The organism is Chryseobacterium sp. UNC8MFCol (assembly GCF_000482305.1).
Classification (GTDB): Bacteria; Bacteroidota; Bacteroidia; order Flavobacteriales; family Weeksellaceae; genus Chryseobacterium; species Chryseobacterium indologenes.
This window is the reverse complement of the sequence record NZ_AXUZ01000020.1, coordinates 1-26610: the sequence shown is the minus strand read 5'-3', so window position 1 is coordinate 26610 and position 26610 is coordinate 1. Positions and strand designations below refer to the sequence as shown.

Here is a 26610-nt window from a genome sequence, read left to right as displayed (position 1 = left end):
TTGAATATTTCGTTGTAAACCGATGCGATAACTTACCGTTACGAATTGTAATCGGGACGGGAGGATTTTGTTGTGGTATTCAGGATGCCAGATCCGGATTCTATTGTTTAAAACTATCGAATATGATTATTCAAGCTCTTTAGGGGAACGCTGCTCTGCAATCTCCCGGGGAACAGCTTTTTTAAAAATGAACCACAGTTTGATCTTTAACGCGATCCATCCTAAAACAGCATAGATGATCAATAGAATACTTAAATGTTTCAGGTAAGGAAAAGTAAGTTCTACAGAACCTTTTTGAATTAATAAAATTTTAAAGGCCTGCAAAAAGGGAGTCAAAGGAATAATATTAGCAATAAACTGTACAAATGCAGGCATTGCACTTAAAGGCCATGTAAAACCACTGATGATAAAGGCCGGCGAAGCAATCACCATCAGGATCTGCGTCGCCTTTAAGGCATCCGGGATCAGTATACTGATGAATACTCCGAGGAATGAAACAGAGCCTACAAAAACGGCGGTCAGCAATATGAAATTGAGTATTCCTTCCGGCATCGGAACCCTGAAAATCATATGCATAAAGTAGTAAATACTTACAATCAAAATCGAGAATACCCAGATAGGAATGACTTTAATCAACATGGTCGGGAAAGCCCACCTCTTCATTTTAAGGTATTCTTTCACAAATGATCCTCTTTCAAATTCTGCAGCAAAACTCACGGCCATAGCCAGTAAAATTACCTGTTGCAGAACGACTGCCAGCATGGCCGGCCACATAAAGATCAGATAGTTTCCGGTAGTATTAAAAAGGGTTATATAATTGGCCTTGAAAGGTTCGTATTGTGTTGCCGCTTTTACTGCCGGCATTCCAGCCTTTTGTAAAGCCTTGATGGAAGCTCCGGCGGAAAAAGTTCCGATGGTAAGCTGAAGGGCTTTCGAAGCAAAATTAGCCGTCAAGACATTTCCTGTATTGATGTAGACATTCAGTTCAGGATATTTTTTCTGAAGCATATCTCCTTCGAAACGGGAAGGAATAATAACAACAGCAGCAGCTTCATGCCTGATCACCTCATCTTTAATACTCAAAGGCTCCTGCAGGTATTTAATAATTTTAATGCTTTTATTATCATCCAGCATTTCTGTCAATTGATTGGACAAGGGCGTATTATCCCGATCCACAACCAGTACAGGTGTATTTTCAACTTTTCCGCTTTTGTAAACGAACCCAAGCAAGGTTGCATAGAAAATAGGGGCCACAAAGAACACAGTCCTTAGGGTAGAATTGCCGATAAAAAGCTTGAATTCGCGGGCCAGAAGGCGGAAAAATTCTTTCATCTGTTTTTTTTATTTCAGGATAACATTAGCATTGACTAAAATACTTTTAGCCTTATTCATATCTTTAGGTTTCACTTTGATCTCGTAGATCGCGTCCTGCAGCTGGTAGTCTGGATATGCAGTGGTAATATCAGCATATTTTGTCAGCTGCTTGATGTAGACAATATTTCCTGTCAGTTCTTCTTTATTGTAAACAATCTGCATGCTGACTTCCTGTCCTTTTTTATATTTTGAAATTGCACTTTCAGGAATGGTAAATCTGAAGTAAGTACTTTCAGGGATATATCCGTTGAATAACGCAAAACCTGCTGTTGCGAGTTCTCCTGTATTTAGACTGATGGTTTCAATTTCCATGTCATTGGTAGCAATGATATATCTTTCAGAATAGGCTACATTAGCTTCCTGTAAGGCTCCTTTAGCCTGTGAAGCCTGCCCTGCTGCCATTTCCACTTTTTCGAAACGGGTTCCTCTTTTCACATCATCCAATTCTGCTACTACGGCATCATACTGCGCTTTTGCCCCCTGAAGTTTTGCGTATACCTCATCATGTGCCTGTGGAGACATCAGACTGTCGCGGAACATATTGTTGGCTCTGCGATAAGATTTCTGGGCAAATTCATACTGCTCTTTCAATCCTTTATATTTGGCATTAAGTTGTCTCAACTGATCTGCCGTGGCTCCGTTTTTAGCCATTTGCTCCTGCGCAGTCGCCGCATTTACAGCTCCCTGAGCCTGTGCTATTTTTGCAGAAACTTCCGGAACGTCGAGCTGTGCAAGAGTATCTCCTTTTTTTACGGTCTGCCCTTCCGAGACATATATTTTCAGAATTCTCCCGGTCACTTTCGGAGCAAAAGAGATCACGTCTTTTTTGGTTTTTCCTTCAGTCTCCCTGAGTTTTTCATTTTTCTGACCGCAGCTTCCCAGCATAAAGAGAACGGCAAAGATTAAAGATATATTTTTATGCATCATTTCAATTTTTAAGGGATTAAATAAAATTTGGTGATATCCAGCTCCTGGGTAGATCTCATCAGTTCTATTCCCGCTCTTCTCTGGTTAAAAATCGCATTCTGGTATTCGAGTTCAACTGCTTCCAGATCATTTTCTGCGTCGATCAACTGTGAAGATTTGCTCATTCCGTATCTGAATTCCTTTTCAGCTTGTACGAGCGCATTTTTTGCCAGTTCTTTTTCTTTAGCTTTCAAGGTAATCTGGGCAGTTGCGATATCATAATTCGTCTGATTGTTGGCAAGGTTCAGCGTTAATTTTTTCAAAGCATCTTCCTTCTGATTCAACAGGACTTCTTTTCCCACTTTAGCTGTTTCCTCTGCATGTTTTCCTTCTTTTCCGTCAAAAATCTCCCATTTAAAACCAACACCAGCGGTAATCAGGGGTAATATATTGACATTATTAGGACTCCAGTCCAGTTTTTTTCCTTCATATCCAAGAAGTGGTACGGCCGGGATGATGTTTTCAGAGCTTTTGATTCTGTTTCCGTACAGTCCGATATAATAGGCAGATGCCAGGAGCTGCACTTTAGGAATCATCCATGTTTTTTCTGCTTTTATTTTGTAATCGGCGGCACTGATCCCGTGTTCGAGTGCTCTGATCTCAGCTCTCTGGTCGATTCCTTTTTCTGCTGCCAATAATTCCACAGGTGATAAGACAGGATCTATCATTCTGAGACGTTCCCTGTTGATTCCGGTTAAAATATAAAGCTGGGTAAGAAGAAGTTCTTTTTTCCCTTCATATTCTACAACTTTTGCGTTCAAAGTAGCCTGAGCCAATTCAATTTTTTTGTGATCATAAGGAGTGATCAAGCCGTATCCCAAGGCTTTGTCGGCTGTCTTCTTGTTGATATCAAGTCTTTTTTTGCTTTCATCAAGCACTTTTTTAGACTGATGAATGAGTGCGAGTTGATCATAGGCTTTAGAAATACTGGCGACTACTTCATCCCTGGTTTTTTCCAGCATGATATCTTCGGATTTTTTCTTTTCTTCAACTGCTTTTTTCAGGTATTTAACTTTCCCTCCGGAATACAGGAGCATTTTGGCATCTGCCTTGGCAACACCGGAAAATCCTGATACATTGAAGTTATTATTAAAAGCGCCTTCAGGGATGTTGATAAAGGGAGCGAGATTAATTTCAGAGGAAGTCAATCTTGCAGTTCCGTTCATGTAGCCTACTTTACCGCTTAATTCCAGGGTAGGAAGGAAAATATCTTTCAGCTTATGTTCGTCAAGATCAGTAAGTTTATTCTGGGTAATCTGCATTTTGAGATTAGAATCTCTAACCATTGCACTATCAAGCAGTTCTTTAAAATCCGGCGCAGACTGAGCCCAGCCCAACACAGGAAAAGCAAAAAAACTAAACGTAAAAATCAATAAATTGTTTTTCATGGTTTATGTTTATAACAAATATAATGCAAAAATGTTTACATTTTCACAGATCAGCAATTGAATTGAATGAATTTAAAATTGGTTTAAAATAAGTTTAACCATAATCCATTATTTATCATTACCGTAGCAAAACTGTTTAGTTTTAATTTAAGGAATGTTTTAAATTAAAAAATTTCAGATTTTGTTTTGATTTATAGCTTCTACCGGCAGCAATTTCTTTTACTTTATCAGAATTTAAAACGAAAAGAACTCCGAGGTATTGTCGGAGTTCTTTATTATTGATATGAAGTATGCTTCTTGTATACTTCTTCATTTAATGGCTACATGCAGGTGATTTTACTTCTGAACGGCTTTTTTCATGGCATTGTCCGGACGTAAAATTCTGTAACGAACTTCAACATCTTTAGGAACGTAAAATACAAGTGGTAATTTGCTATTGTATCCTACAACTTCCGGTTTCAGTGTTACAAACTTCTTTGTTGGTTTCTGTCCCGGGCATCCCATTAAGGTTCCCGCCGTCTCACCGTTAGATTCCACTTCGTAATAGTTGTATCCCCATCCCTGAAGATCCTTGCTTTTCATGATTCCCATTAAGAAATAGTTGTTACAATCTACCGTTTTTTCAATTCCGGCAAAAACCTCGACTTTTAAATCTCTTTCGTTTTTTTCTATCGGAAGCTGAATATATACCTGTTTAAATCCTTCTTTAGCTTTGGGGAACATTTCAATCTGCAGTTTTTCAAACTTTTCAGCTTTCTTTTGAGCGAAAGCATTTACCCCTGCCATTAATATCAATCCTGTAATTAAAGTTTTTGAAAATTTCATTTTATTTGGTTTACAATTTTAATTACTTCCCTATAGCCAAAAATCATTCCAAAATCTGAACACCGCTTCCTTTTGTGTGAGCATTCATCTGTGGTGCATAGTAATTCTGCATAGTGGTAATTCCATTAGAGAATTTCCCTGAGGCATTCGCTACGACATCATACTCAAATACATATTTCCCTTTCGGCATATACTGAATATAGAAATTGGTAGAAGCGTCTTTTGCCGACTGATAATAGCCCAGGTTATTTTTCCATTGATATCCGGATAACGCATCAAGAGGTTCAAATCCTGCCGCACGCATATCTTTAATATGAATAAACTCCATAGGTCTGTCGGTATTCAAAATCATTCTTACCGTTACTTTATCCCCTACTTTCAGTGGTGTTTCCGGTGAAATTTTCTGCAGTTCTTCTCCGTTTACTGTTTTTATTTTTTTGTAAAGCTCTTTGGTTACAGCAATATAATTTTCAGAAGATTTGATTTTATCCAGATCTTCATAATACTGCCAGAACAATCCTCCCTGAACAATACCAGGGCCTGGTTTGGTAACCGTAACAGTTCCCAGGTTCTTGTCTATCACATCAGTTTTCAGAGTAGATTTTACATACCCTGTAGCCTGGGTTTGAGGGGTCAGTTCTTTTCCTCCCCAAACGATAGTTGCTTTATCACTTTCTGCGCCCGTCCATGATTTTCCGGAATTCAGGATCGTAAAGATTACTTCTGAAGTTCCTCTTGAGCTTCCCCATGAATTCACTTCTTTCTGAGTCACCAGCCAGATTTTCATATCTTCTATAAAGTTCTGGTCGTTTGGTTTAAGCTTATTAAATGCTTCCAAAGCTCCTGCATGATTCACTACTTTTGAGCTGAACCATCCCCAGTCATTCAGATTCTGTTTCCAGTATACTCCTTGTGTTTTGGTATCGGTAGAAGTTTCTTTCAGGTAGGCCATCAGTTTATCTGAAACATCTTTTATTCCATAATCGTTCATCAGCAATGCTGCACGATGCAATCCGAAGAATGTAAAATCCGTTATTTTAGCTGTTTTGGCTTTTTGTTTTACCAAGGTTTTCAATGTAGCTCCTTTACCTTTCAAAGGGTATTGTTTTTCCCAATAATTACGGGTATCAAGGAAATCAAGCACCCAATTGTTCCAGATATTTTTATCTTTCACCTCCCAGTATTTGTCAATTTCGTTATCAACATACTGAATAAGTCTGGTTACTAATTCTTTCTGATCTGAACTTTGATACTCTTTCACGTTATCTTTTAACCAGGTGTTTATTTTACCGAGATTCTTAAGGATATATAATGAAGTTCCGTAAGAACTCGGGTATCCAGCATACCATGAGAAACCACCGTCCGGATTCTGCAATTTTTTAAAGTCATCCCAGTCCTGATTGATTGAATTTTTCATCGTGTTGGCATCAAACAATAATGCCAGTTTTTGCATCTGCTCATCCTCGTTCTTACTTTGCAGTATCCAAGGGGTTTCTTCCAGCAATACCTGTTTCAGTTCCTGATTTTTCTCTAGATTTGAATTCAGCAGTCCTTTATTCTGATATTCTTCAAAAATGGTTTTCATTTTTGGATTGGCTTTAAATACTTCCGAAGCGAGTACATCAGCAAACCATTTATTAAAAATGACATCTGCTGAATTGTTCTGGTCATTTTTAAGGCTTGGAAGGGCAAACATGATCTCCCATATCGGATTGGTAGTCAGTTCCAGCGTATTGGAAACATTGGAGGCTGTAGTGGATGTATTATTTTTAAGGTTATCCAGTACAAATGTTTTGGTTTCTCCTTCTTTTACAAAAACAGGCACCGCATCGGTCACCAGCATTCTGTTGGGCAGTATAGCCACCGCCTGTTGTTCTCCGTCAGAAAACGCTCCTGCTTTCGCCACAACTTTCAGAATAACAGATGATACGTTATTCGGAACTTTTAATTTCCAGGTTAAAGCTCCGTTACCGTTTTCATTTACATTGAAATTTTGTGTAGCAGAAGTTAATCCGAATTTTGAGGAAATATCCTCATTAGTGAACGCATCCAGGATTCTAAGTTCTGCAGAACCATTCATTTTTTTATCGGTAAGGTTTGATAGTTTTGACTGTAAATTCAGTTCATCACCTTCTCTTAAAAATCTTGGATAATTTGGTGTTACCGAGAATTCTTTCTGAGTTACAACCTGCTTTTCCAGGGTTGTAGCTCTGGCATCTTTAGTATGCGCGAGGAACATCAGTTTCCATTTTGTCAATGCTTCCGGAGAAGTAAATTCGAAGTTCACATTTCCTTCGGCATCTGTTTTCAGGTCCGGATAGAAGAATGCTGTTTCGTTAAGATTCTGACGTACGGGAACTTTTTCAAGATCCTCTTTTTGTTCTGCCTGATCGGCTACAGCATCAGCCTGCTCTGCCACAACTTCTGATGCTACTTTTGAAACAGCTTTTTTACTTCTGGCGTAGCCTGTCATTACCACTTCCTCAACTCTGCTTTCTCTTGCGATCGCAGACGGAGCCGGCAAGGCTGTATTATAAACAGATACTCCTCTGACACTACCGGCAAGGTTTGAATATATGTCACCGTCAAACCAGTTAAAGTTCGGTACATCTACATAATTTCCATTGAAATACTGTAGCCTTTTCTGATAACTTCTTTGAGTCAGGAAGCTTCTCAGAACATAAGAACTCACGATGTTAAAAGGCACATAAAGTCTGTTCCAGCTATACGTATTTACGGCAAACTGATCCAGAGACATATCATACATATTGGCAAGCACTTCTGCGTTGATCTTTTCTTTTTCATTACCCGTTACTTTTACCGTCCACTTTTCCTTTGAATTCGGCTCAAGCTTATCCCTGAAAGTTACCGTTTCAATTTTTAAAGGCTGTTCTGTATCTTTTATTTTTAAGGTGACAGATTCAGTACTGATATCATTGAAAGCCACCACCTGGAACTGAATGTTCAATTGGGATACACTTTTATCTTTAGGAATATCAGCCGTATACTCCAGAATACCTTTTTTCAACTGATAGGTTTCTGTAAGCGTTTTTCCTGAACCATCCTGAACAAAAACATTCACCAAAGCATCCGGAATAGCAGAATACACATACATTTTCACTTTCTCTCCTCTTGATACTTCCTCTTTTGGTGCAATAACCGTCAGGAATGTTTTTTGGGTCGGTTTCAAGGAGTTTTTATCCCAGACACTGAAATACTGAGCCGATTTGATGGTGTCTTTTCCTTCGATATTGAAAAGCTCCAGCTGATAGTCTCCGGCTTCCAACTTTCCAAGTTCCAGAGCAGCAGAAGGTTGTTGCTGTCTTTCCACAACAACTTTTTCTGTTTTCCAGTTTTTGATTTCATCATTTTTATCAAACAGATCATGCGGAAACTTAGTGATGAATTCTTCTTTTGAATACTTTGGCAGATTCTGAACATCCATTTTAAAGTTGCTTCTGAAGACCCTATCAGGAGCGCTCAGTTTTGAAAGTTTAACCTGATAAGGTTTTTTCAGATCCTGCTCGTTGTAATTCTTGGTTTCAACCTTTAGTTTTACATTTTCATCACTGAAGGTATTGTTGATATCGTCAGCTTTAATATAGTGAGAGACCGAAGCTACTTTCAGTTGCGTATTTCCGGATTGGGTTTCTCCGTTGATGTCTGTAACGGAGGCATTGATCTCATAATTATCAATCTGAATTCCTTCAAGTTTTTCATCTTTCTTAAGATCTAAACGGATGACAAACTCTCCTTTTTCGTTGGTTTTAACTTCTCCCAGAATTGAATTCTCATTATCATCACCCTGTGGGTACCACCAGAAATAACGCCATCTGATATTATGTTTTTTAATTTCATAATTTACGGAGGTATTGCTAAGGGCTACGCCTGAAAACATCATGGCTTTCCCCTTCAGCTCTATGGTCTGTCCATATTTATATTCATCTTTTACAGGATCAAAGGTAACTTCGAATTTAGGTCGTTTGTATTCTTCTACCCTGATATCTTTGTATCCGCTGTTGCTATCTGTTTGAAGGTAAAAAGTACCATTCAGTTTACCTTTGGGAAGGATAAAGCTTCCGTGATAAGAACCGAATTCATTGGTGGTAAAGTTTTGAGAAGAAACTTCCTGATTATTGGCATCTATCAACGTTATTTTTTGTTTTAATCCTGAAAGTACAGATTCTACTTCTTTATTGATTGTGGTATTGACTACCTTAAAGTAGACTGTTTGCCCAGGACGATAAATGGCTCTGTCTGTAAAGATCTGAGAGGTTGAGCGGGCTTCTTTATTAGAATTATAATCTTCTGCATATCCTGACGTTCCGTATACCTGCATGATTTGAAAATCATTGCTTTTAGGCTGCTGAATAAGGAAGGTTCTGTAATACTCGTTGCTCTTACCTGAAGGAAATTTAAACACTCCTTTTTCATTGGTTTTTCCATCAAGTTTAGTTAATGTTTTGTTGCTTACAAACTCATAGAATACTAGATTCTCATTGGTTACCGGCTTTCCGTTTTCGCTATTGACTAATTTGAGTTCGTTTAAAAGGGGATTTCTGTCAGCTTTAGATTGATACACAATTTTATTTCCGGAAACCAGCATATGGAAATTCTGTCGGGAATCATTGTCTTTCGGATCTGATCCTGCTACAGAATATTCTACAACATAAATTCCTGCAGGAAGGGGTTTAATTTCCAGTGAAGTTTTATGAGTCTGATAGTCTTTGGGATCTATAAGCTGGTAGGATTCTTTTCTGACCAGGTTTTTTTTTACCTTTCCGTAGGTATTGCTGTATGAATTCTGAACATACTGCATGAATGACAGATAATCCTCTTTTACTTCATAAATATTCAAAGAAAAGTCACTGACATTTTTGTATTCTGCAACTAAATGGATAGGCAGATTACTCTGAGTCTGCTGTTCATATTTAAGATTCAGCAAAGGATTGGTAATCAAATCTTCTTTGTACTTTATATTTTCTACAAAAGGAGATTTCGGATATTGAGTTTTTACCTGGGCAGCAATAGCAATCGCTTCTTTTTCTTTCTTTTTGGCAATAAGCTCATTCATGATATCTTCCATGATGAGCACTTTATAATCGCCTTCAACATTGGTTTTCAAAAGATCCTGAAGTTGCTCAAGCTTATCTTTACACTGGCTGAAATTGCAATTATCAACCAATTTATCTTTCATAAAATACAACTTTGAATTTCCGGTATTCTGCGCAATCAGTTCATCATAAATACCATTGATTACCTTTCGGTTTTCTGTCAGTTCATTTTTTGTAAATAAATTATTTTCTGAAAAGAAACTTATCTTTTTGATCCCGTACCAATCAAATAAAGACGGGAAATACGCAATGTCTTTGGCATCGGAAAATGCATCTTTATATTTGGCTAAAGAGACTTTTTTCATCTCCGACTTCTGCTGATCGAGTTCCTGGTAATTTTTAATCAGGTAGTTTTTAAAATCAAGCTTACTCCATGTTTCTATCTGGGCAACGTCCTGAGAGTTCACATTGGTTCTTCCATTGATTTTCCATGAATTCTGATTATAATAATCCATGAAGAGGCCATTCAGCAGGACATCATACACCAGTTTTTCTTCGCCTTTAAGTTTTGCCTTTGCGGTCTGAAGCTTGGTGAAGAATTTTGAAGCTGCATCATTCTGATCATCATCTACTGTTTGGTTTATAATACTGAATTCCGCCTTTAAGGTGCGGATCAGCTGAAGGGCGTTGTTTTCTTTCATTGCTTGGTTTTGTATATCTAAAATTATAGGAAGATTAGATTTATAGGCACCTTTTTTACTGTTTTCAGCAATTTTTTTCCATTGGTCGTCGTAATATTTTTGCGCGAAAACCGTTGAAAAGCTCAGCAATAAAAGCAAAAGCATAAAAATCTTGGAAAATCTTTTCATATATATTAATTTTGATAAATGAACATTTTAAAAATACTGAAAAAATCCGTTATAGACAGTCAACTTTATGTATCCTTAACGGGAACTCTTTTTGCAGTATTTTTTATGAAGGAGCAAAACACATTCCGTTTCCCTACCATACTCCTTATTTTCATTACTTATTTCAGTGGGTATCTATATACCAAATATCAATACACAAAACATTTTTTTAAAATCCTGGTTTTAAACGCAGTGGCCGGAATTGTTTGCGCCTTTCTCATCATTCATAACCATAATGAAGTGAGGCTTCTGAAATGGTTTATTATTGTAGTGTTGGGACTGCTTTACAACAGTTTTTTTCTGGATGTCTATATCCGGAAGATCCCTCTTCTTAAAGTCTTTTATGTAGGATTGGTATGGGCTCTGGTCAATTGCTGGCTCACCCTTCCGGAATTCAGCCTTCCTATTTTTCTGATCAGTTTTTTCTTCATCACCGCACTGGTTCTTCCTTTTGACATCCGTGATATGAACGATGATACTGTAAAGACTTTTCCTATGCTGATCGGGGTTCAGAATACCAAATACATTGCTTATGCCTTAGTTTTTATCAGCAGTATAACCGGAATATTTTACCTCAAAACGTTCTATGCAATTTCTTTTTTTCTTTCCAGTATTATCACCTATATTTTAATTTATTTCGCTGATAATAAAAGAGATGATGCTTATTTTTCATTCGGAGTGGAAACTTGTTCTGCACTTCCTTTTTTATTTTTACTAATAATGGAGTATTTTTGACGAATGATTATCAAGAAGCTTTCTCTTTACAATTTCAAAAATCACTCAGAAAAAAAGTTTGAATTCTCTCCACAGATCAACTGTTTTGTAGGCAATAACGGAGTAGGAAAAACCAATATTCTGGATGCCCTTCATTATTTGTCTGTAGGAAAAAGCTTTTTGGGAAATACAGATATCAATAATATCAAAAAGGAAGAAGATTTTTTCATGATTGATTCTGAAATTCAGAATGAAGACAGTGAGGATATCATCAGAATCACCCAACCTAAAGAAGCCAAAAAAGTCATTAAAAAAAATGATAAAAGCTATGACCGGCTGGCAGACCACATCGGCTATCTGCCGAGTGTGATGATTTCACCGTATGATTCCAATTTAATTTCAGATTCCGGAGAAAGCAGAAGGAAGTTTCTGGATGCGATGATTTCCCAGACAGATTCTGAATATCTTTTTGATCTGATACAGTATCAGAAAACGGTACAGCAGAGAAATGCCTTATTAAAATATTTCGCTAAAAACAGAACCTGGGATAAAGATTCTTTAGAGATCTATGATGAGCCGATCACCAGATCCGGAACAAAAATCTTTAATAAAAGAAAAGAATTTGTAGAGCAACTGAATCCTATTGTTCAGAATTTCTATCAAATTATTTCAGGGGGCAAAGAAACGGTATCGGTTATCTATGAATCTCATTTACTGGAAAACTCTTTTGAGGAACTTTTAAAAGAAAGCCTTGAAAGAGACCGCATGCTGACCTATACATCTAAAGGAATTCATAAAGATGATCTTCTTTTCGAGATGGACCAGGTTCTTATCAAAAAAATAGGTTCACAGGGGCAACAGAAGTCTTTCCTTATTTCATTAAAACTCGCTCAGATGAGCCTTGTTAAAGAACTTACCAATAAGACCCCTATCCTGTTGTTAGACGATATTTTTGATAAGCTGGACGACACCAGAGTTTCACAGCTTATCGAACTGGTGAATAAAGAAAGTTTCGGGCAGATTTTCATTACCGACACGCACAGAGAACGCACAGAAAGTGTAGTGAAGAAAATTAATGAGGAAAGTGTCATTTTTGATGTATAAATTTCACAACACAGCTATGAAAAAGAAAAAACGCGAATATCAATCCTCCGAACTGGTAAAATCTTTTGCCAGGATTTATGGATTTGAAGATAAACTGGTGGCATTCGACATCAAAGATTTTCTTGAAGATTATCTTGACGAAAGTCTTTTTAAAGAGATCAGAAGTGTCAATATAGACAACGGATGTATTATGATCAGAATAGATTCCCCTTTGCTGAAACATGATTTTAATATGCGCAAAAGCTTTTATCTGAAAAAGTTTCAGGATAAGTTTGGGGCAGACAAATTCCACGATCTGCAAATCCTATAGTTTTAAAAATTATAAATGCTCCTTACATGGAGCATTTTTAATTATATATTCTAAGAAAATTTTTAATGTTCTTCGGATTTATTAGAGATTGTACTGCTCATTAAATCATCTGCCTGTTTGTCTAAGCCTGATCGTAGAGGCAGGAAAAACTTCAATGGATGTTTTGTAAAATATCGGAAAATTTCTTTATAAATCTCACTCACTTGTCCAAAGTTCATTTTCCTTGATCTGAAAGCGAGGAACATGGATAAACTGAAACTTACGAGGAAGTTAAAGAACCCTATTAAAAACACCGTAAAGAAAGATATCCAGAATGTATAGGAATCTACAGAAAAGTCTTTCCCATATAATCCTAGCGCAAAGTTTCCGGCTGCGAAGGTGATGTGCCTGATGTCCAGATCCAGTCCGAAAAACATCCCTACAGGAGCCGTTGCTCCCAAGAAAACACCAAACCAGAAGTTGGAAACGATTCCCGGCCAGTTTTTAGCATAATATTTTGAAAGTCCCTTGGCAAATTTCTTTCCAAAGAAGCTTCTGATTGACAGGTTTTTTGCAATCCTTTCCGGAATCTGATAAAACACGGAATTGTTCCCGATATTTCCCGATATAATCCCGGAAATGAAGAGGTAAAAACCAGCAATACTGGCATGAAGAATAGCTTTAGATTTGAAAGGATCAAGATCTTTCAATAATTTATCTGAGCGCTCAACCGCCAGATTCTGTGAGAAAAATACATCTAACCCGTAAATAATAGCCAACGCTATCGGGAAAGCCAGCAATACATTCCCTACAAAGGCAATAAACTGACTTCTGAACAGCTTTGATACTAAATGGGCAAACTCTGTATTATTTCTTTTGTTGTTTCCTTCTTCAGACAATACTTTGGTCATTGTTGCAGCAGTCATTGCCGGCTGTTTTGTGGCCAATGTAAATCCCATCAGGTAAATCATCACGAATCCCATCGCATAGTTCATGGAATATAAAAATGCATGGGAAAAATCACTTCCCGGAATATATCCGTACAGCATTTTCAGGACACAGAGAGCGCCTACAATAATCCCACCACCGCTCGCTTTGTAGAACATTGTCATATATTCTTTACGGGTAGAAGTGATATAATGGGCCCCTGCTTCTGCAGTGTGGTTCGTAATAAGATGCGAAATCAGTCTTGTACTGTCATTGATGAGATCTGCAATATTATTCTTATGAGATTTATAACTCAAAATATTAAAAACCAACTGCTTGGATCTAATCAAAATATCTTCATCACTGTCTATCACCAGCAGTTGCACAATCTCGTAAATTCTTTCAGTCTGTTGGCGAATTTTCAGCAATGATTGGTTGATCTTGCCTGAGATACCGTATTTAGCAGAATTTTTGAAGGCGATATTTACAAATTCAAGACATTGCTCGGTATAGATTTTTATTTGCTTGTACCTGCTGTCCTTAGAATGCAACTGTAATTCCGGATCTTTTACAAGATCTTCTGCCAGGGTTTCCAGCTCATTCTGAAGGGCTAAAAACGGGTTATCCAGGTTTCTGTATTGCGGAGCCATTCTCACGACTTCCACTTCCATCGCCATTCCCGTTACCCTCCATGAGAGGATGTTCATCGAGAAGATAAGTTCTTTTTTAACATTGGGTCTGATGATAAAATCAGAAGCACCGATAAGTGTTAAAAACTCATCAATCTCGTTTTCGGGAAGATTATGCAAATATCTCAGATCTTTCTTCGGCCGTAAGCTCACGTTGTCGATCATAAACCATACGGTCTTTTCGTTTTCAACGGGAGGTAAAACCTTGTTCAGGATCCTTTTTTTAAGTTCCGGGAAGAAAGCATTTTCAGAAAGAATATTCGCTTCCGTCAGGGAAAGGTTGAAAGGTCTTCCTCTAAAAATATTATGAATATAGTGCTTAAAGTTTTCTGCAAAATTCGGATTGCTTCTGAGAAAATTGAGCACATCTGTAAAATCTGCTGTTTTTACAGACTCCAAAAACTCTGCAAATGGCTCCAAAGAAAGAGTTTCGTTCTTAAAAGAAAAGTATTTTTTAAGAACTGACTCAAAATTTGTGCTGGAATTAAAGAATTTCATTAGTACAAAGATACTATTTCAAACTCACATTCCTCATCTGTCTCATGATCCAATTGTGTTTCTTTCTCAAATAAGGGGATGGGTTTTTCGGATCGTACTTCTTTGGATTGGGCAATACGGCTGCAATCCAGGCTGCATCTGAAGCACTTAGGTCTTTGGATGATTTTCCAAAATAATATTGAGCTGCAGCTTCTACCCCAAATACTCCCTGCCCCATTTCAATGGAATTCAGGTATCTTTCAAGGATAATATCTTTGCTCCATACTTTTTCAATGATAAAAGTATAGACGGCTTCCAGACCTTTTCTTAGCCAGCTTCTTCCCTGCCAAAGAAAAACATTTTTTGCGGTCTGCTGAGAAATAGTACTCCCGCCTCTTATTTTTTTTCCCTGCTCATTATGCTTCATTGCCTTTTCAATCGCCGTATAATCAAATCCGTCATGGTCGAAAAATTTCTGGTCTTCTGAGGCTATCACTGCCTTTTTCACATTATTTCCCATTTCATCATAAGAAATATAATCTCTATGAAGTTTTCCATATTCAAAAAGACCGCCTATCTGCGTGATGGTAATCGGAGGATTAAAAAAACGTCCCCAGATAATGAATACCACATTCAGCACTAGAATAATGAAAATAAGCTGTTTAATTTTTTTCCACATAATTTTTATAAAAAGGAAAGGCAAAAATAAGCAATAGTCCGAGTTACTGCAACTCTTTCATGTAAGTCAGCTGATAATTCGGCAAAAGCTCAGGGTGAAAGATTTTGATGTAATCTTTAAGGATGAGGTCTGCCCTTACGGCACCACTTTCAAAGAAATCATTAGCCTTTTGTCTCTCCTTCCCTCCCATTGTGTAAATTTTCCCTTTATTGAAGACTTCAAGTTTTCCGTAAAAACCGTTCATTTTCAGCATTTCACTTTTAGAGGTATGATTTCCTGCGTTCACCCAATACTGAACACCTCCCGTTTTTGCATATACTTCCTCAAAGGTCATGGTCAAAGCTTTTTCATCTTTATTATCTTTCAGGATATAAGAGGCATTGGCATCTGCTATATAATGAGCTACCGAAGTATTTCCTCCGGGGAGATACCAGATATCTCCATACATTTCATTGGCTAGAACCACCGGCTTTTCTTTTGCACTTAAAGCCAGTTTTTTCAGCTCGGTATAATTTTTCTCAATTTCCCGATAGCTGCCGGCTGCTTCTTTCTCTTTTCCTAAAAGCTGTCCGAAAAGTTTTATATACGCTGTTTTTTCCAATGGCTGCTGTTCCATATACTCATCCAGAAATACTACATGGATTCCATTATTCTTCAATAATTCGTAGGTATTGTCAAAACTGGCAATATGGTTGGTAAAAACAGCATCCGGTTTCAGAGAGATAATCTTCTCTACATCATATTTCTGATCACTTCCAACATTCTGGATTTTCCCTTCTTTTAAAAGATTCTGAATTTTTTCAGAGTAAATATATTCAGGACTTGACACTCCCACAATCAGGTTTTCTGCTCCCAGCTCTGAAATATACCCTGCCATACTCGCGTTTAAAAGAATAATTTTCTTAAATGGGATCTGGTTTTGCTTAAAACTATAGGTGAAATTTCCCGATTTAAGGTCCATCGCGCCATCATGTTCTTTAAACTGAGTTCGGGATGAGATATTTGTCCAGTCAGCGGACGAAATTTTTGATTCTCTTTTACAGGCAATTAGAGAAAATACCGTAAATAAAAGTAAAATTTTCTGTTTCATCTTTCAAAGAACGGAAAAAAGTGCTATATTTGCAAACCTTTAAACAACAAGGTAACACAAGGCCTCGTGGCGCAACTGAATAGCGCATCTGATTACGGCTCAGAAGGTTACAGGTTTGAATCCTGTCGAGGTCACACACAACAAGAAATCGCTACTTTTTAAGTAGCGATTTTTTTATTATTAACCTTCTTATTCTGAATAGGTATCAGCCATATTCTTTTCTCTCCTTCTTTGAAGTATAAGATGTGCGGCATCCAGCATTTTTATCGTATGAATGTAGGGCATCACGATATTCCTTTCCGGGAGATTTTCATAGACGCCCATTGAGAAATAGACAATTCCGGACATAAAATAATCAAATTCTTTGAGGGTGTATTCTCTGAATGCTTTTTTGAAAACCAGCAGCGGATTCCGGTATTCCTTCTCCGAAAGCAGGCCAAGAACCCAAGGAGAAATCTTTTCAGTCTTGGTATAGACTGCCTGCTCTCCGAAGTCTCCCGACTTCGGATTGAAATAATAATGTTGCTGCTCTTCCTAGGCCGGTTGATGCGCCTGTAATTAATATTGTTTTCATTATTTTTTACTCTTTTTATATGAATCAAATTTAGATACAAACCTTAAGCATTAGGAAACAGATTACGTTTAAAAGGATGCTTTTTACGGTTTCTTCAGGCGTATCTTTTGGTATATAAAAAAGACCATCTCAAAAATATGAGAATGGTCTTTTTTCTAACCTGTTTAACAATTTATACCTGAATCAGGTACCTTGTTTTTCACTACATAACAGGATTTTTATTTCCCGTTATAATCTTCATCTGAAACCGGTTCCATCCAGTTCACCAGTCCTTTTTCGGCATTGATTCCAATCGCTGTATGGATCATTACGCTATCAGGAGAAGCTCCGTGCCAATGCTTAATTCCAGGCAGAATGTTTACAAAGCCTCCTGCTTCTATTTGTTGTACGGGACCACCTTCTTCCTGATAATAACAAACCCCTTCCCGAATCAAAAGAATCTGATTACTTCCATGGGTGTGCCAATTATTACGAGTACCCGGTGCAAACATCACTTCTCCTACGTAAGCATCTGTTTGAGCATCCGGAAACACATAATTTTTCAGCCATGCTTTTCCTGTAAAATATTCTTCAGGTGCAGGTAAAAATCCCATGATTTCAATTTCTTGGTCTGAATACATGATTCTATTTTTTTGACTTTAACAAAACTGTTCTTGTACAAAATATACAAGAACAATGATTAAAACTTTATTTTATTTTTATGCCAGATTTTCCTTAAAGAAAGGGATTGCTTTTTCCAAAGCTTGTCTTACGGGTTCCGGCTGATCGTATAAATCATAATGGGAATATCCTTTTACCACAACCAGTTCTTTCTTTTCAGAGGCTGCACGGCGAACAATTTCATACCCGTCTCTGAATGCTCCGAAACCTCCCGGCTTATCTCCGATCACCACTAAAATAGGTTGTGTTAACAGAGTTTCAGCAAGGTAGAAAGCATCCCAACCCATTCCAACACCCATACGGGAATATACTGCACTGGTGGCTCCGCCTACGGTTTGACCTCTTGAAGTCTTATAATAATCTGTTGCTTCCAATACATCAATATCTTCAATGCCTGCTGATTTACCTGCTTCAACAGATTCAGGAAGCATATTGATGGTTAGCAGATCTCCGCCTTTTGCTTCAGCGCTTCTCTGTGCTGCCACCTGATTCAATACTTCCATAGGGCTTCCGCCGGCAAATCCGTCTCTTAATAATCGTCCAAAGTTTACTCCGGTAATAGAAACGACTGCTTTGATACGTCGCTCCGTCATCGCGATATTCAATGAATAGGCACCACCACCGCAAACGCCAAGGATTCCGATTTTATCAGGGTCTACATAAGGAAGGGTTTCAAGATAATCGATTGCATAACGTACATCATCGGTACGCTGGTAAGGGTTTTCAATATATCTTGGTGTACCACCACTTTCTCCCTGGAAAGAGGCATCAAATGAAAGTACAACAAAACCTGCTTCTGCCAATGCTTTACCATAAACATTTCCCGCAGTTTGTTCTTTACAGCTCCCAATGGGATGCATGGTTACAACGGTCGGATATTTTTTATTTTCATCAAAATCATTTGGAAATTGCAGAATACCGGCATTATCCCATGCTACGTTTTTGAATGTTATTTTTTGTGTGTTCATTTTGTTCTTTTTAAATTTTATTTTGTGAATTGTTGCTATCGTATTGATGAATTTTGCCGAGTCTGTTTAGAATTGCGTTTTGATTTCAGATCATATTAAAGCTTTGTAAAAATGATGTGTTAATCAATATAATTATCAGGTCGCTCCTACGGAGCTCACCGTGGATCATGGATTAAATTCTATGAACAGAGCGCTCCTATGGAGCTTTTTGAAAGATCAAATATCCTAAATAGAGTTAAGGGAAATAAATTTTATTTTGTGAATTGTTGCTGTTGTATTGATGAATTTTGCCGAGTCTGTTTAGAATTGCGTTTTGATTTTCAAATCATATTAAAGCTTTGTAAAAATGATATGTTAATCGATATAATTATCAGGTCGCTCCTACGGAGCTCACCGTGGATCATGGATTAAATTCTATGAACAGAGCGCTCCTATGGAGCTTTTTGAAAAAAGATCAAATATCCTAAATCGGGTTAAGGGAAATAAAATTAAAAGCTGAAAGATGGAAGAAAGAGACTGGAAGTTGATTTCAGTGATCATTACTGACCATCAACGGTATAATTAATTGTACTTTAAAAGAGTATTAAACAGAAGAGTGTTATTCTTTATAGCCTTCATCACTTCCAGCTACCAGCTTCAAATCTGATGAAATCAGAAATCCTTATTCTAAACTGATGTTAAATAGATTAAAAACAAGCTCTTACAATAGCTTCTATATCAATTATAACGATTAGAACGTTATTTTTTAGACTAATTTTTCTTTAAAGAAAGGGACTAACTGCGAAACAGCTTCGTTAACATAATTTTCTCGGTCATATAAAGACATGTGGTTGGCTCCTTCTACGATGTATTTCTTTTTATCCGTAGTGGCTGCAATATTCAACAGGTCATCACTCATCCATGCGCTTCCTGCTACACTTCCTACAATGGCAAGAAGTGGTTGAGTAAAGAAAGCTTCTGCTTTGTTATAGGCATCATAAGAGATGATTTGAGTTAAGCTTCTTGCTGTAGCAAACCCTGGAGCTGTAGGATACTGGCAACGATCAGTGTGATAGTATTCCCATGCTTCTCTTAGTTCTTCGTTAGGAGCATCTTCTTCTTTCATTGGTGCTAAAGGAAGTGTCTGGGTTCCTTCTTTTGCATCGGCTGTTCTTGCGTTTGATCCAGCGATTAAATAAGGAAGTGCATCTGCATCTTTTACATTATTCTCCCATCCGTTACGGAACATTGAACCGATATTGACAGCACTCACCATTCCCACCGCTTTGATTCTATGGTCGTTGATTGCTGCATTGGCAGTATAACCAGCTCCTGCACAGATCCCCATTGCACCGATATTTTCTGTATCTATATAAGGAAGTGTTGTTAAATAATCGATTACTGCACTTACATCTTCTGTTCTTATATAAGGGTTTTCCAACTGACGTGGTTCTCCCGTACTTTCTCCCTGATACGAAGCATCATATGCAATCGTAATCAATCCGTTTTCAGATAGCTTTTTTGCATATAACCCTGCAGTTTGTTCTTTTACTCCTCCACCCGGGTGAGATACTACTACTGATGGGTACTTTTTGTTTTGGTCAAATCCTTCAGGAAAATATATTACTGCTGATAAGGTAATTCCTTGACCATTTCCGTTTTTAATACTGATTTTTTCTTGTGACATGATTTTAAATTTATATTTGTTAATTATTATTTTTCCTTTTTGATAGATCAAAGTTACGAACATGTATTGTTCTGGAACGGAGACATTTTACTCAATAAAAGATACATTTTACTGATTGAAGATTTTTAGTACTTATATTATCTTTAAATGAATTTGATTCTTAAAGCCATACTTTAATCTTAGGTAATGCTGATACTATTTCACCTTCGCTTATGGATAATACTTTTAAGACTTTAGCTCCCTCAGCAAACTCTCTGATCTCATTTACACTTTTCCCGGTACCATACCCTTTGTGTGTATTGAAGGGAGCTATTGTAATCCCACGAAAGTCTTTTTCTCTGAGAAAAGATCTGACTACGGGAGGAAGACGACTATCCCAAACCGGGTAACCCAAAAATACCGTATCATAACTTTGCATATCTATGTTAATCTTTTTGAAATCAGGAAGTATCTTTCCTTTATTCTGTCTTGACATTTCTACTATAGCTGCCTGAAATTCTTTTGGATAAGGCACAACCGCTTCTATATTCACAACCTCAGCAGCTATATATTCATTTACCAGCTCTGCAATCTTTCTGGTATTTCCTGAGTGTGAAAAAAGAATGATTAAGTTTTTATCTGTTTTCATTGATATCAGATTGGTTTCTGAATGTTTTAGGTGACAAACCTGTTTTCTTACGGAAAAAACGGGCAAAATAGTTAGGATAATCGAACCCTAGACTATAGGATATTTCACTTATGGATAGGTCTGTGTTTTTTAACCTGTCCTTTGCCTGTACCACAACATAATCGTGAATATGATCAATGGGAGCTTTTCCCTTAAAGTGCTTAATCAGGTCTCCAAAGTAATTGGGAGAAAGAAAGCTTTTCTGAGCAAAAAAGGCTACAGAAGGTAATCCTTTGAGACTTTCGTTCTCAACGAAATACTCCGTCAAATTTTTATGGAACTCGTCGATTACTTTGTGATAAATATCTTTTCTGGTGTCAAACTGTCGATCATAAAAATGTCTTACATAGGTCATGATCAGGCTTACATAGGAAATAATGATGTTTTTCGAGTAATATTTCTTCTGAAATTCGACATCAGCTTTTTTAAACAGATCCCATAAGATGGCAACCTCGTCTTCTGTAAGGAATAAGGCTTCGTGGTTGTTGTAATGTACAAAATTATAATCCTTTGAAAATTTTTCCAGATAGCCGGCACTTATCATGATAGCATATCCACCCATCGGAGATTTTATATCCCATTCCAACGAATTCTGTGGACAGTCTACGTACATATAAGCAGAGTCTGACATATCCTCCAAATGCGGATTGTTTGCTCTTACTGCATCACTTAAATGAGGTTTAATAGACAGCAGGTAGAAATCAATCGCTACTGTTTCAGATTTCAGTCTTATATTTTCTTTACCTTCAAAATTGACAATATGGAGATCGTCACTTTTCAGATCCCCGACATTGAGGTATTCATTAAATTCTTTGATCCCAAATATTTTCATTGCTTCTTTGTATTTCTTTTTCTAAAACAAAAGTATAAATAAAGAGTTTCACAGACCGGATACAAAATACTTTAATACGGATACATTTTACTGATGTGAAAAAGATGATGAATTTTGTATCCAAATTGGATGAATTACGATTCATTATTTGGTCTTTTTCTTCGGCTGGCAATTAGATTTCGTCCTTGGATAACTCTCAGATACCTTTTGTAAGAGATGAATTTTTCCTTTCCGAAACCATGTTTCAGCAAAAGTACCTATATACTTTTATTATTATCAGTAGATGTTATAAGTATTGTTTGTGTGAAAGTTGAGATATGTCTTTTACCTCCAGAATACGTTTTGAAAAGCCTCCCAGTGATGCATTAATCATCGCTTTTCCTACTTCTTCCAACGTCAGGAAGTAAGTTGTACTGAAAAGTCTTAAAAAGGGATAAATAGCATTAATGAATGTATAGAAACCTTTTACATTCTTTGCTCCGGCTGTTGGCTTCATAAAAGCAGGCCAAAAGTTGTATACGTCTAGTGATAGCTTCATCAAGTCATTTTCTGTCTTTCCTTTTACCCTTACCCACATTTGCTTTCCTTTTTCGCTGTTATCCGTTCCGTCTCCTGAAACATAACAGAAAGTCATCCCCGGATTAACCGTTGCAAGTGTTTTAGCAAATCCCAGGGTGAGATCATAAGTCACTTTTTTATAGTCTTCTTCTTTCATTACCAAAACCTACGAAAAATATACTCAACAGGATTCAAACCATATCAAAAACAACACAAAACACTAACCATCAACAAATTACACTAAAAGAGTTTCTATATCAGCAAAAAAGAGTTTGAAAAACATCCTACCCAGTTAACAAGACCGACATTTGAAGATTTCACTCTTCGCTGTCGGTTTTTTTTATTTCCTAATCCGTTGTTATACTGGCAAATACAAAATGTACTTTTGCCATGTTGCACAATCTTCGTTTATTGGAAGAATTGAGTAGCATTTTGAAATGAAGATATAATGAAGAAAACTGCAAAAATAGATCTTGCAGTTTTTAATTTTATGTTTTTAGAATCGATATTTGATATTACTATTTATTACACAGCAAAATCAATTTTGGAATTTAACAAAATCAAGATAAAAACTTGGGTTTCCCTGATTGAACATTGCAGGAACAATACCATTTGTCTTGCCAGCTAAAACAGTATACGTTCCTGGTGCCGCAAAATATAAAACACGGTTCTGATCTCTCGGAAACATGAATGCAGCAGTATTTGATCCACAGTAGCTTCTCCAAACATCACCAATACCATTAATATAGAAAAAGTAATCATTACAGTCCGAATTAATTGCGACTCCACAACGAAAAAAATACCAGCCTTTCGCAGGAATAGTCACTTGTATGCCTGTTGATAAACCTGACCCTCCTGTACTTCCTGTATACGGATTAATCAGAACACCACTATAGGGAGTCCAGTTATTTGCAAATGCTGTAGTAACAGTGGAAGACCAAGTTGCTAAGCCATTCGAATCACTTGTTAGTACATATCCTAACTGCTGTGTTCCATCCTTAATTTGCAGTGCCCCATTCGTACTTCCATTATCGATTACGAATTTTGCCGGTGCACCTCCAGCGGGAGTTGTTGTCGTACCTACCAGAACTTTCCCCGTTCCTGTAATACTTAAATTGTTTCCAGCCGTAATGATATCAGTAGGCTGCGTGAGAGCTCCGCCTAGTTTCAGATCTGTACCCGATAATGTAATGCCGTTACTCGCTGTCACTTTTGAAAGTATTTCCCATGTCGAAGCAGAACCTGTGAGGCCGGTACTAATAAGTTCTATACTTTGGTTTGCGGAAACAATAACGTTGGGATTTCCATTAATGGTCTCCGGAGACGTGGAATTTACTGTAATGCTGAAGTTTGTATTATTTTTAATTCTGTAAATACGTCCTTTATAATTTCCAATTCCACTTATAGCAGATGGAAGAGTAAAAACAGCATCGGAACTTCCATTATAAGAAACATGGAAGTCTGATGAGGTTAAATTATAAGAGTTTGTATTGATCATGTTATAATTTGCTGCTAACGATCCGGAGATATCCATGGTGGAACCGGGGTTTGCAGTATTAATACCAACATTGCCTGCCTGAGAAAAGACAATAGCAGGGCTTAAAGCTAACATTGCGAAAAATAATTTTGTATACATTTTACCCATTCATTATTGTTTTATATATCTTAATTGATATGGTTATTACAGGAGTAAAGATATCTGAAGATTGATACAGAAATTTTATCAATGTTGTGGAAATACATTGATAAGCTTGTGGAAAAACATCCACAAATACAAATTCGAAGTATGTAACCATAAGAGATAAAATTGTTTTAATTCCGAAATTTATCTTCAAGTATCTTTTCATATATTTTTTATTTTGAAACAAAAGCCATATTTTTATTAATGATGTAAATACATCGGTACATATAGGAGTTTATCTGTTTTAATGTATTGAAGTAATTTTATTGTTCTCTTATTAATATGATCATTAATGGCCAATAATCGCAAATCAATTTACAGTGCACTTGCCGCTAATCTATTGATCGCTCTCACCAAGTTTATTGCAGGAGCATTTACCAATAGTTCTTCCATGATATCTGAGGGAATCCATTCAACAGTAGATACCGCAAATCAGCTGCTTCTTTTGTACGGAATCAAAAGAAGCAGGAAACCTGCAGATGAGTACCATCCATTTGGATACGGCAAGGAGCTCTATTTCTGGTCTTTCGTAGTTTCAATTCTTATATTTGGTCTAGGTGGCACTTTATCCATCTATCAGGGGATTTTACACATCATGGAACCCGAGGTAATGAAAGATCCATTCTGGAATTATATTGTATTGATACTTTCCCTTATTTTCGAGGGTACTTCTTTGTATATCGCTGTAAAAGAATTTAACAAGACCCGAAACGGGTTGAGATGGTGGGATGCGATCATCAAAAGCAAAGATCCGGGAAGCTTTCTTGTGGTTTTTGAAGATGGTGCCGCAGTGGCCGGGCTGCTTGTTGTTATGGTATTAATGGGGATCAGCCATTCGTTCCAAATTCCGGAATTGGATGGGCTGGCATCGATAATTGTAGGATTAATACTTGTTTTTGTATCGCTTATTTTGGCCAGGGAAAGCAGGAGCCTTCTGATGGGCGAAGGAATAGCACCTGAAACAAGAGAAAAAATTGCTAAACTGGCTGAAAAAGATACTGCTGTAGTCAGAACAAAAAGTATACTCTCTACGTACCAGTCACCTGAAGAAGTGGTACTCATGTTGATCATCGATTTCCAAGATCATCTTGATACAGAAGAGATCACTGAAGCCATACATCGTATTCGTAACCATATTAAACATGAATTTCCATTGGTCAGGTTCGTAATAATTCAACCGGAATAATTTAAAATAGTGTGGGATCGTGAGAATTTTCTATCCAAAATTGATCTATTTGTAACGATTTTGTTTTTGATGCTTTTTATAGCCGTTTGAAATATGACTTTTCCCAACGAAGAAAACATCGTATATATCTCCAGAGCAATTCCTCCCAAAATGTCTTTCCTGAAAAATTAATATATCCAACCTTTTCCATTATTAGGATCCAAAAGTGAAATCAATAAAAACTTCCTAAGATCTGATATTCAATAGAGATTAAGTATCTGGTTAATTCCGGCAAACTGAACATTTAATAGAAGCAATCAAAAATGTGGTATGCGTAGTATTCATAGGGGTTTCCAAATAATATTGGCTCACTTTTTGATGTCATTTTCAACAATTTTTTACTAAGAAATTTAATTGTTTAACCAAAATTTCGCAATATGTTAATTAGTGAAGAAATGCTGCTTGCTTATGGTGCAACTTACGAAAATTACAATCCACAGGATATGATTTTCACAGAGGGTTCGATACCGAGATTCTATTTTCAGATTGTAACAGGAACTGTTGAATTAAACAATTATCGTGAAGACGGTAAAGAATTTATTCAGAATATTTTGAGTGACGGCCAGAGTGTCGGCGAGTCCATTCTTTTTGTAAAACAGCCCTATCCTATGAATGCTCAGGCCATATCTCCGTGTACTGTATTAAGGCTTCCTGAAACTGATTTTTTATCACTGTTAGAGAATAATACGGAAGTGGTACGTCAAATATTTGAATTGCTTTCGGAAAGACTTTATTATAAATATACGATGCTCTTTGGTGTGTCTTCCAATGATCCTTCTATTAAAATTAAAAGTCTTTTAGACTATCTAAAGCTAACAAAAGGATCAAAAGAAAACTCATTTGTAGTTCCTTATACCCGTCAACAGATAGCCAATCTTACCGGTCTAAGAGTTGAAACCGTTATACGAACTATTAAGAAAATGCAGGAAGAAAATATAGTGAGAATTCAAAATCGTAAAATAATATATTAATTACTTTATAATTGCGATCATAAAAATTTGTGGTATCAACATATACCTTTGCCTCACCATAATAGTTGTACAATCTCTATGTACAATTGACCCTCTGATACGTTGGAGGGTTTTTCAGGAAATAAAAGCTAAGATCTTTATCTAAAAAAGCCTCCCGAAGGAGGCAAATTGTTAATTTATTATAGCTTGAATAATGCTCTGTGGACATACAGAGAGCATTAAATCTTAGTTGTAATGCGAATAAAACACATGGCTGATCGTAGCGCTTACAGAAGCTCCGGCTGCTCCTACAGCTACTCCCACGGGACCACCTAAGATTCCTCC

At 37.0% G+C, this 26610-nt stretch carries 21 protein-coding genes and 1 tRNA gene; 6 read left to right on the top strand and 16 right to left on the bottom strand.

From position 1 onward, the window contains the following. Window positions 1-126 precede the first annotated feature (126 nt). The 5 genes from M030_RS0113840 to M030_RS0113815 all read right to left on the bottom strand — a co-directional run bounded on the left by M030_RS0113840 (window position 127) and on the right by M030_RS0113815 (window position 10476). Window positions 127-1332, bottom strand: a complete 1206-nt coding sequence (locus tag M030_RS0113840; RefSeq protein WP_027374049.1) for an ABC transporter permease — start codon at window positions 1330-1332, stop codon at window positions 127-129. 9 nt (window positions 1333-1341) lie between these two features. Next, complete coding sequence (locus M030_RS0113835) at window positions 1342-2298, bottom strand: HlyD family secretion protein (protein ID WP_027374048.1); 957 nt, start codon at window positions 2296-2298, stop codon at window positions 1342-1344. A gap of 11 nt (window positions 2299-2309) precedes the next feature. Beyond that, window positions 2310-3728 carry a TolC family protein gene (locus tag M030_RS0113830; protein WP_027374047.1) on the bottom strand — a complete coding sequence of 473 codons (1419 nt, stop codon included), beginning with the start codon at window positions 3726-3728 and terminating at the stop codon, window positions 2310-2312. Window positions 3729-4064: 336 nt separating this feature from the next. Continuing rightward, on the bottom strand, window positions 4065-4553 hold the full coding sequence (locus M030_RS0113820; RefSeq protein WP_027374046.1) for an ecotin: 489 nt from the start codon (window positions 4551-4553) through the stop codon (window positions 4065-4067). Between the two features lie 43 nt (window positions 4554-4596). Continuing rightward, window positions 4597-10476 (bottom strand): alpha-2-macroglobulin family protein, encoded by a 5880-nt coding sequence (locus tag M030_RS0113815; protein ID WP_027374045.1) that lies wholly within the window; start codon window positions 10474-10476, stop codon window positions 4597-4599. An 18-nt stretch (window positions 10477-10494) separates the two neighbouring features. Between M030_RS0113815 and M030_RS0113810 the strand changes: the two genes are divergently transcribed. Genes M030_RS0113810 through M030_RS0113800 form a run of 3 tightly spaced genes read left to right on the top strand, consistent with a single transcriptional unit; the run spans window position 10495 to window position 12643 of the window. Further along, window positions 10495-11250 carry a hypothetical protein gene (locus M030_RS0113810; RefSeq protein WP_027374044.1) on the top strand — a complete coding sequence of 252 codons (756 nt, stop codon included), beginning with the start codon at window positions 10495-10497 and terminating at the stop codon, window positions 11248-11250. Window positions 11251-11253: 3 nt separating this feature from the next. Continuing rightward, on the top strand, window positions 11254-12333 hold the full coding sequence (gene recF / locus M030_RS0113805; RefSeq protein WP_027374043.1) for a DNA replication/repair protein RecF: 1080 nt from the start codon (window positions 11254-11256) through the stop codon (window positions 12331-12333). A gap of 16 nt (window positions 12334-12349) precedes the next feature. Continuing rightward, window positions 12350-12643 (top strand): hypothetical protein, encoded by a 294-nt coding sequence (locus M030_RS0113800; protein ID WP_027374042.1) that lies wholly within the window; start codon window positions 12350-12352, stop codon window positions 12641-12643. Window positions 12644-12705: 62 nt separating this feature from the next. Here the strand turns inward: M030_RS0113800 and M030_RS0113795 are convergent, their stop codons facing one another. Genes M030_RS0113795 through M030_RS0113785 form a run of 3 tightly spaced genes read right to left on the bottom strand, consistent with a single transcriptional unit; the run spans window position 12706 to window position 16484 of the window. Continuing rightward, the gene (locus M030_RS0113795; protein ID WP_027374041.1) at window positions 12706-14736 is read right to left on the bottom strand and encodes a recombinase; all 2031 of its coding nucleotides are present in this window, start codon (window positions 14734-14736) and stop codon (window positions 12706-12708) included. A gap of 13 nt (window positions 14737-14749) precedes the next feature. Then, on the bottom strand, window positions 14750-15394 hold the full coding sequence (mtgA, locus tag M030_RS0113790; protein WP_027374040.1) for a monofunctional biosynthetic peptidoglycan transglycosylase: 645 nt from the start codon (window positions 15392-15394) through the stop codon (window positions 14750-14752). A 43-nt stretch (window positions 15395-15437) separates the two neighbouring features. Next, window positions 15438-16484 carry an ABC transporter substrate-binding protein gene (locus M030_RS0113785; protein WP_027374039.1) on the bottom strand — a complete coding sequence of 349 codons (1047 nt, stop codon included), beginning with the start codon at window positions 16482-16484 and terminating at the stop codon, window positions 15438-15440. Between the two features lie 60 nt (window positions 16485-16544). Here M030_RS0113785 and M030_RS0113780 point away from each other — a divergent pair. Next, a tRNA-Arg gene (locus M030_RS0113780) sits at window positions 16545-16618 on the top strand. 55 nt (window positions 16619-16673) lie between these two features. On the opposite strand, the gene M030_RS25560 is transcribed toward M030_RS0113780, so the two are convergent. From M030_RS25560 to M030_RS0113735, 8 genes are all read right to left on the bottom strand, one after another. Beyond that, window positions 16674-16832: a hypothetical protein gene (locus M030_RS25560; protein ID WP_155860254.1), complete on the bottom strand. Its 159-nt coding sequence runs from the start codon at window positions 16830-16832 to the stop codon at window positions 16674-16676. 444 nt (window positions 16833-17276) lie between these two features. Continuing rightward, window positions 17277-17678 (bottom strand): cupin domain-containing protein, encoded by a 402-nt coding sequence (locus tag M030_RS0113770; protein ID WP_034722628.1) that lies wholly within the window; start codon window positions 17676-17678, stop codon window positions 17277-17279. A gap of 78 nt (window positions 17679-17756) precedes the next feature. Next, a complete protein-coding gene (locus M030_RS0113765; RefSeq protein ID WP_027374037.1) occupies window positions 17757-18686 on the bottom strand; it encodes an alpha/beta hydrolase in 930 nt (309 codons plus the stop codon). A gap of 745 nt (window positions 18687-19431) precedes the next feature. Then, complete coding sequence (locus M030_RS0113760; protein WP_027374036.1) at window positions 19432-20352, bottom strand: alpha/beta hydrolase; 921 nt, start codon at window positions 20350-20352, stop codon at window positions 19432-19434. Window positions 20353-20512: 160 nt separating this feature from the next. After that, entirely contained in the window at window positions 20513-20980 is a 468-nt protein-coding gene (locus M030_RS0113755; protein WP_027374035.1) for a flavodoxin family protein, read from the bottom strand. Further along, the gene (locus tag M030_RS0113750; protein ID WP_027374034.1) at window positions 20967-21851 is read right to left on the bottom strand and encodes a helix-turn-helix domain-containing protein; all 885 of its coding nucleotides are present in this window, start codon (window positions 21849-21851) and stop codon (window positions 20967-20969) included. Before M030_RS0113750 ends, M030_RS0113755 begins: the two co-directional genes overlap by 14 nt. A gap of 286 nt (window positions 21852-22137) precedes the next feature. Next, window positions 22138-22566 (bottom strand): hypothetical protein, encoded by a 429-nt coding sequence (locus M030_RS24155; RefSeq protein ID WP_228375240.1) that lies wholly within the window; start codon window positions 22564-22566, stop codon window positions 22138-22140. A gap of 381 nt (window positions 22567-22947) precedes the next feature. Next, window positions 22948-24054, bottom strand: a complete 1107-nt coding sequence (locus M030_RS0113735) for a hypothetical protein (RefSeq protein WP_027374033.1) — start codon at window positions 24052-24054, stop codon at window positions 22948-22950. Between the two features lie 328 nt (window positions 24055-24382). Here M030_RS0113735 and M030_RS0113725 point away from each other — a divergent pair, with 328 nt between their 5' ends. Both M030_RS0113725 and M030_RS0113720 read left to right on the top strand, forming a co-directional pair. Beyond that, entirely contained in the window at window positions 24383-25276 is an 894-nt protein-coding gene (locus tag M030_RS0113725; protein ID WP_027374031.1) for a cation diffusion facilitator family transporter, read from the top strand. A gap of 416 nt (window positions 25277-25692) precedes the next feature. Further along, window positions 25693-26286, top strand: coding sequence for a Crp/Fnr family transcriptional regulator (locus M030_RS0113720; protein WP_027374030.1), 594 nt, complete (start codon window positions 25693-25695; stop codon window positions 26284-26286). Window positions 26287-26610 lie beyond the last annotated feature (324 nt).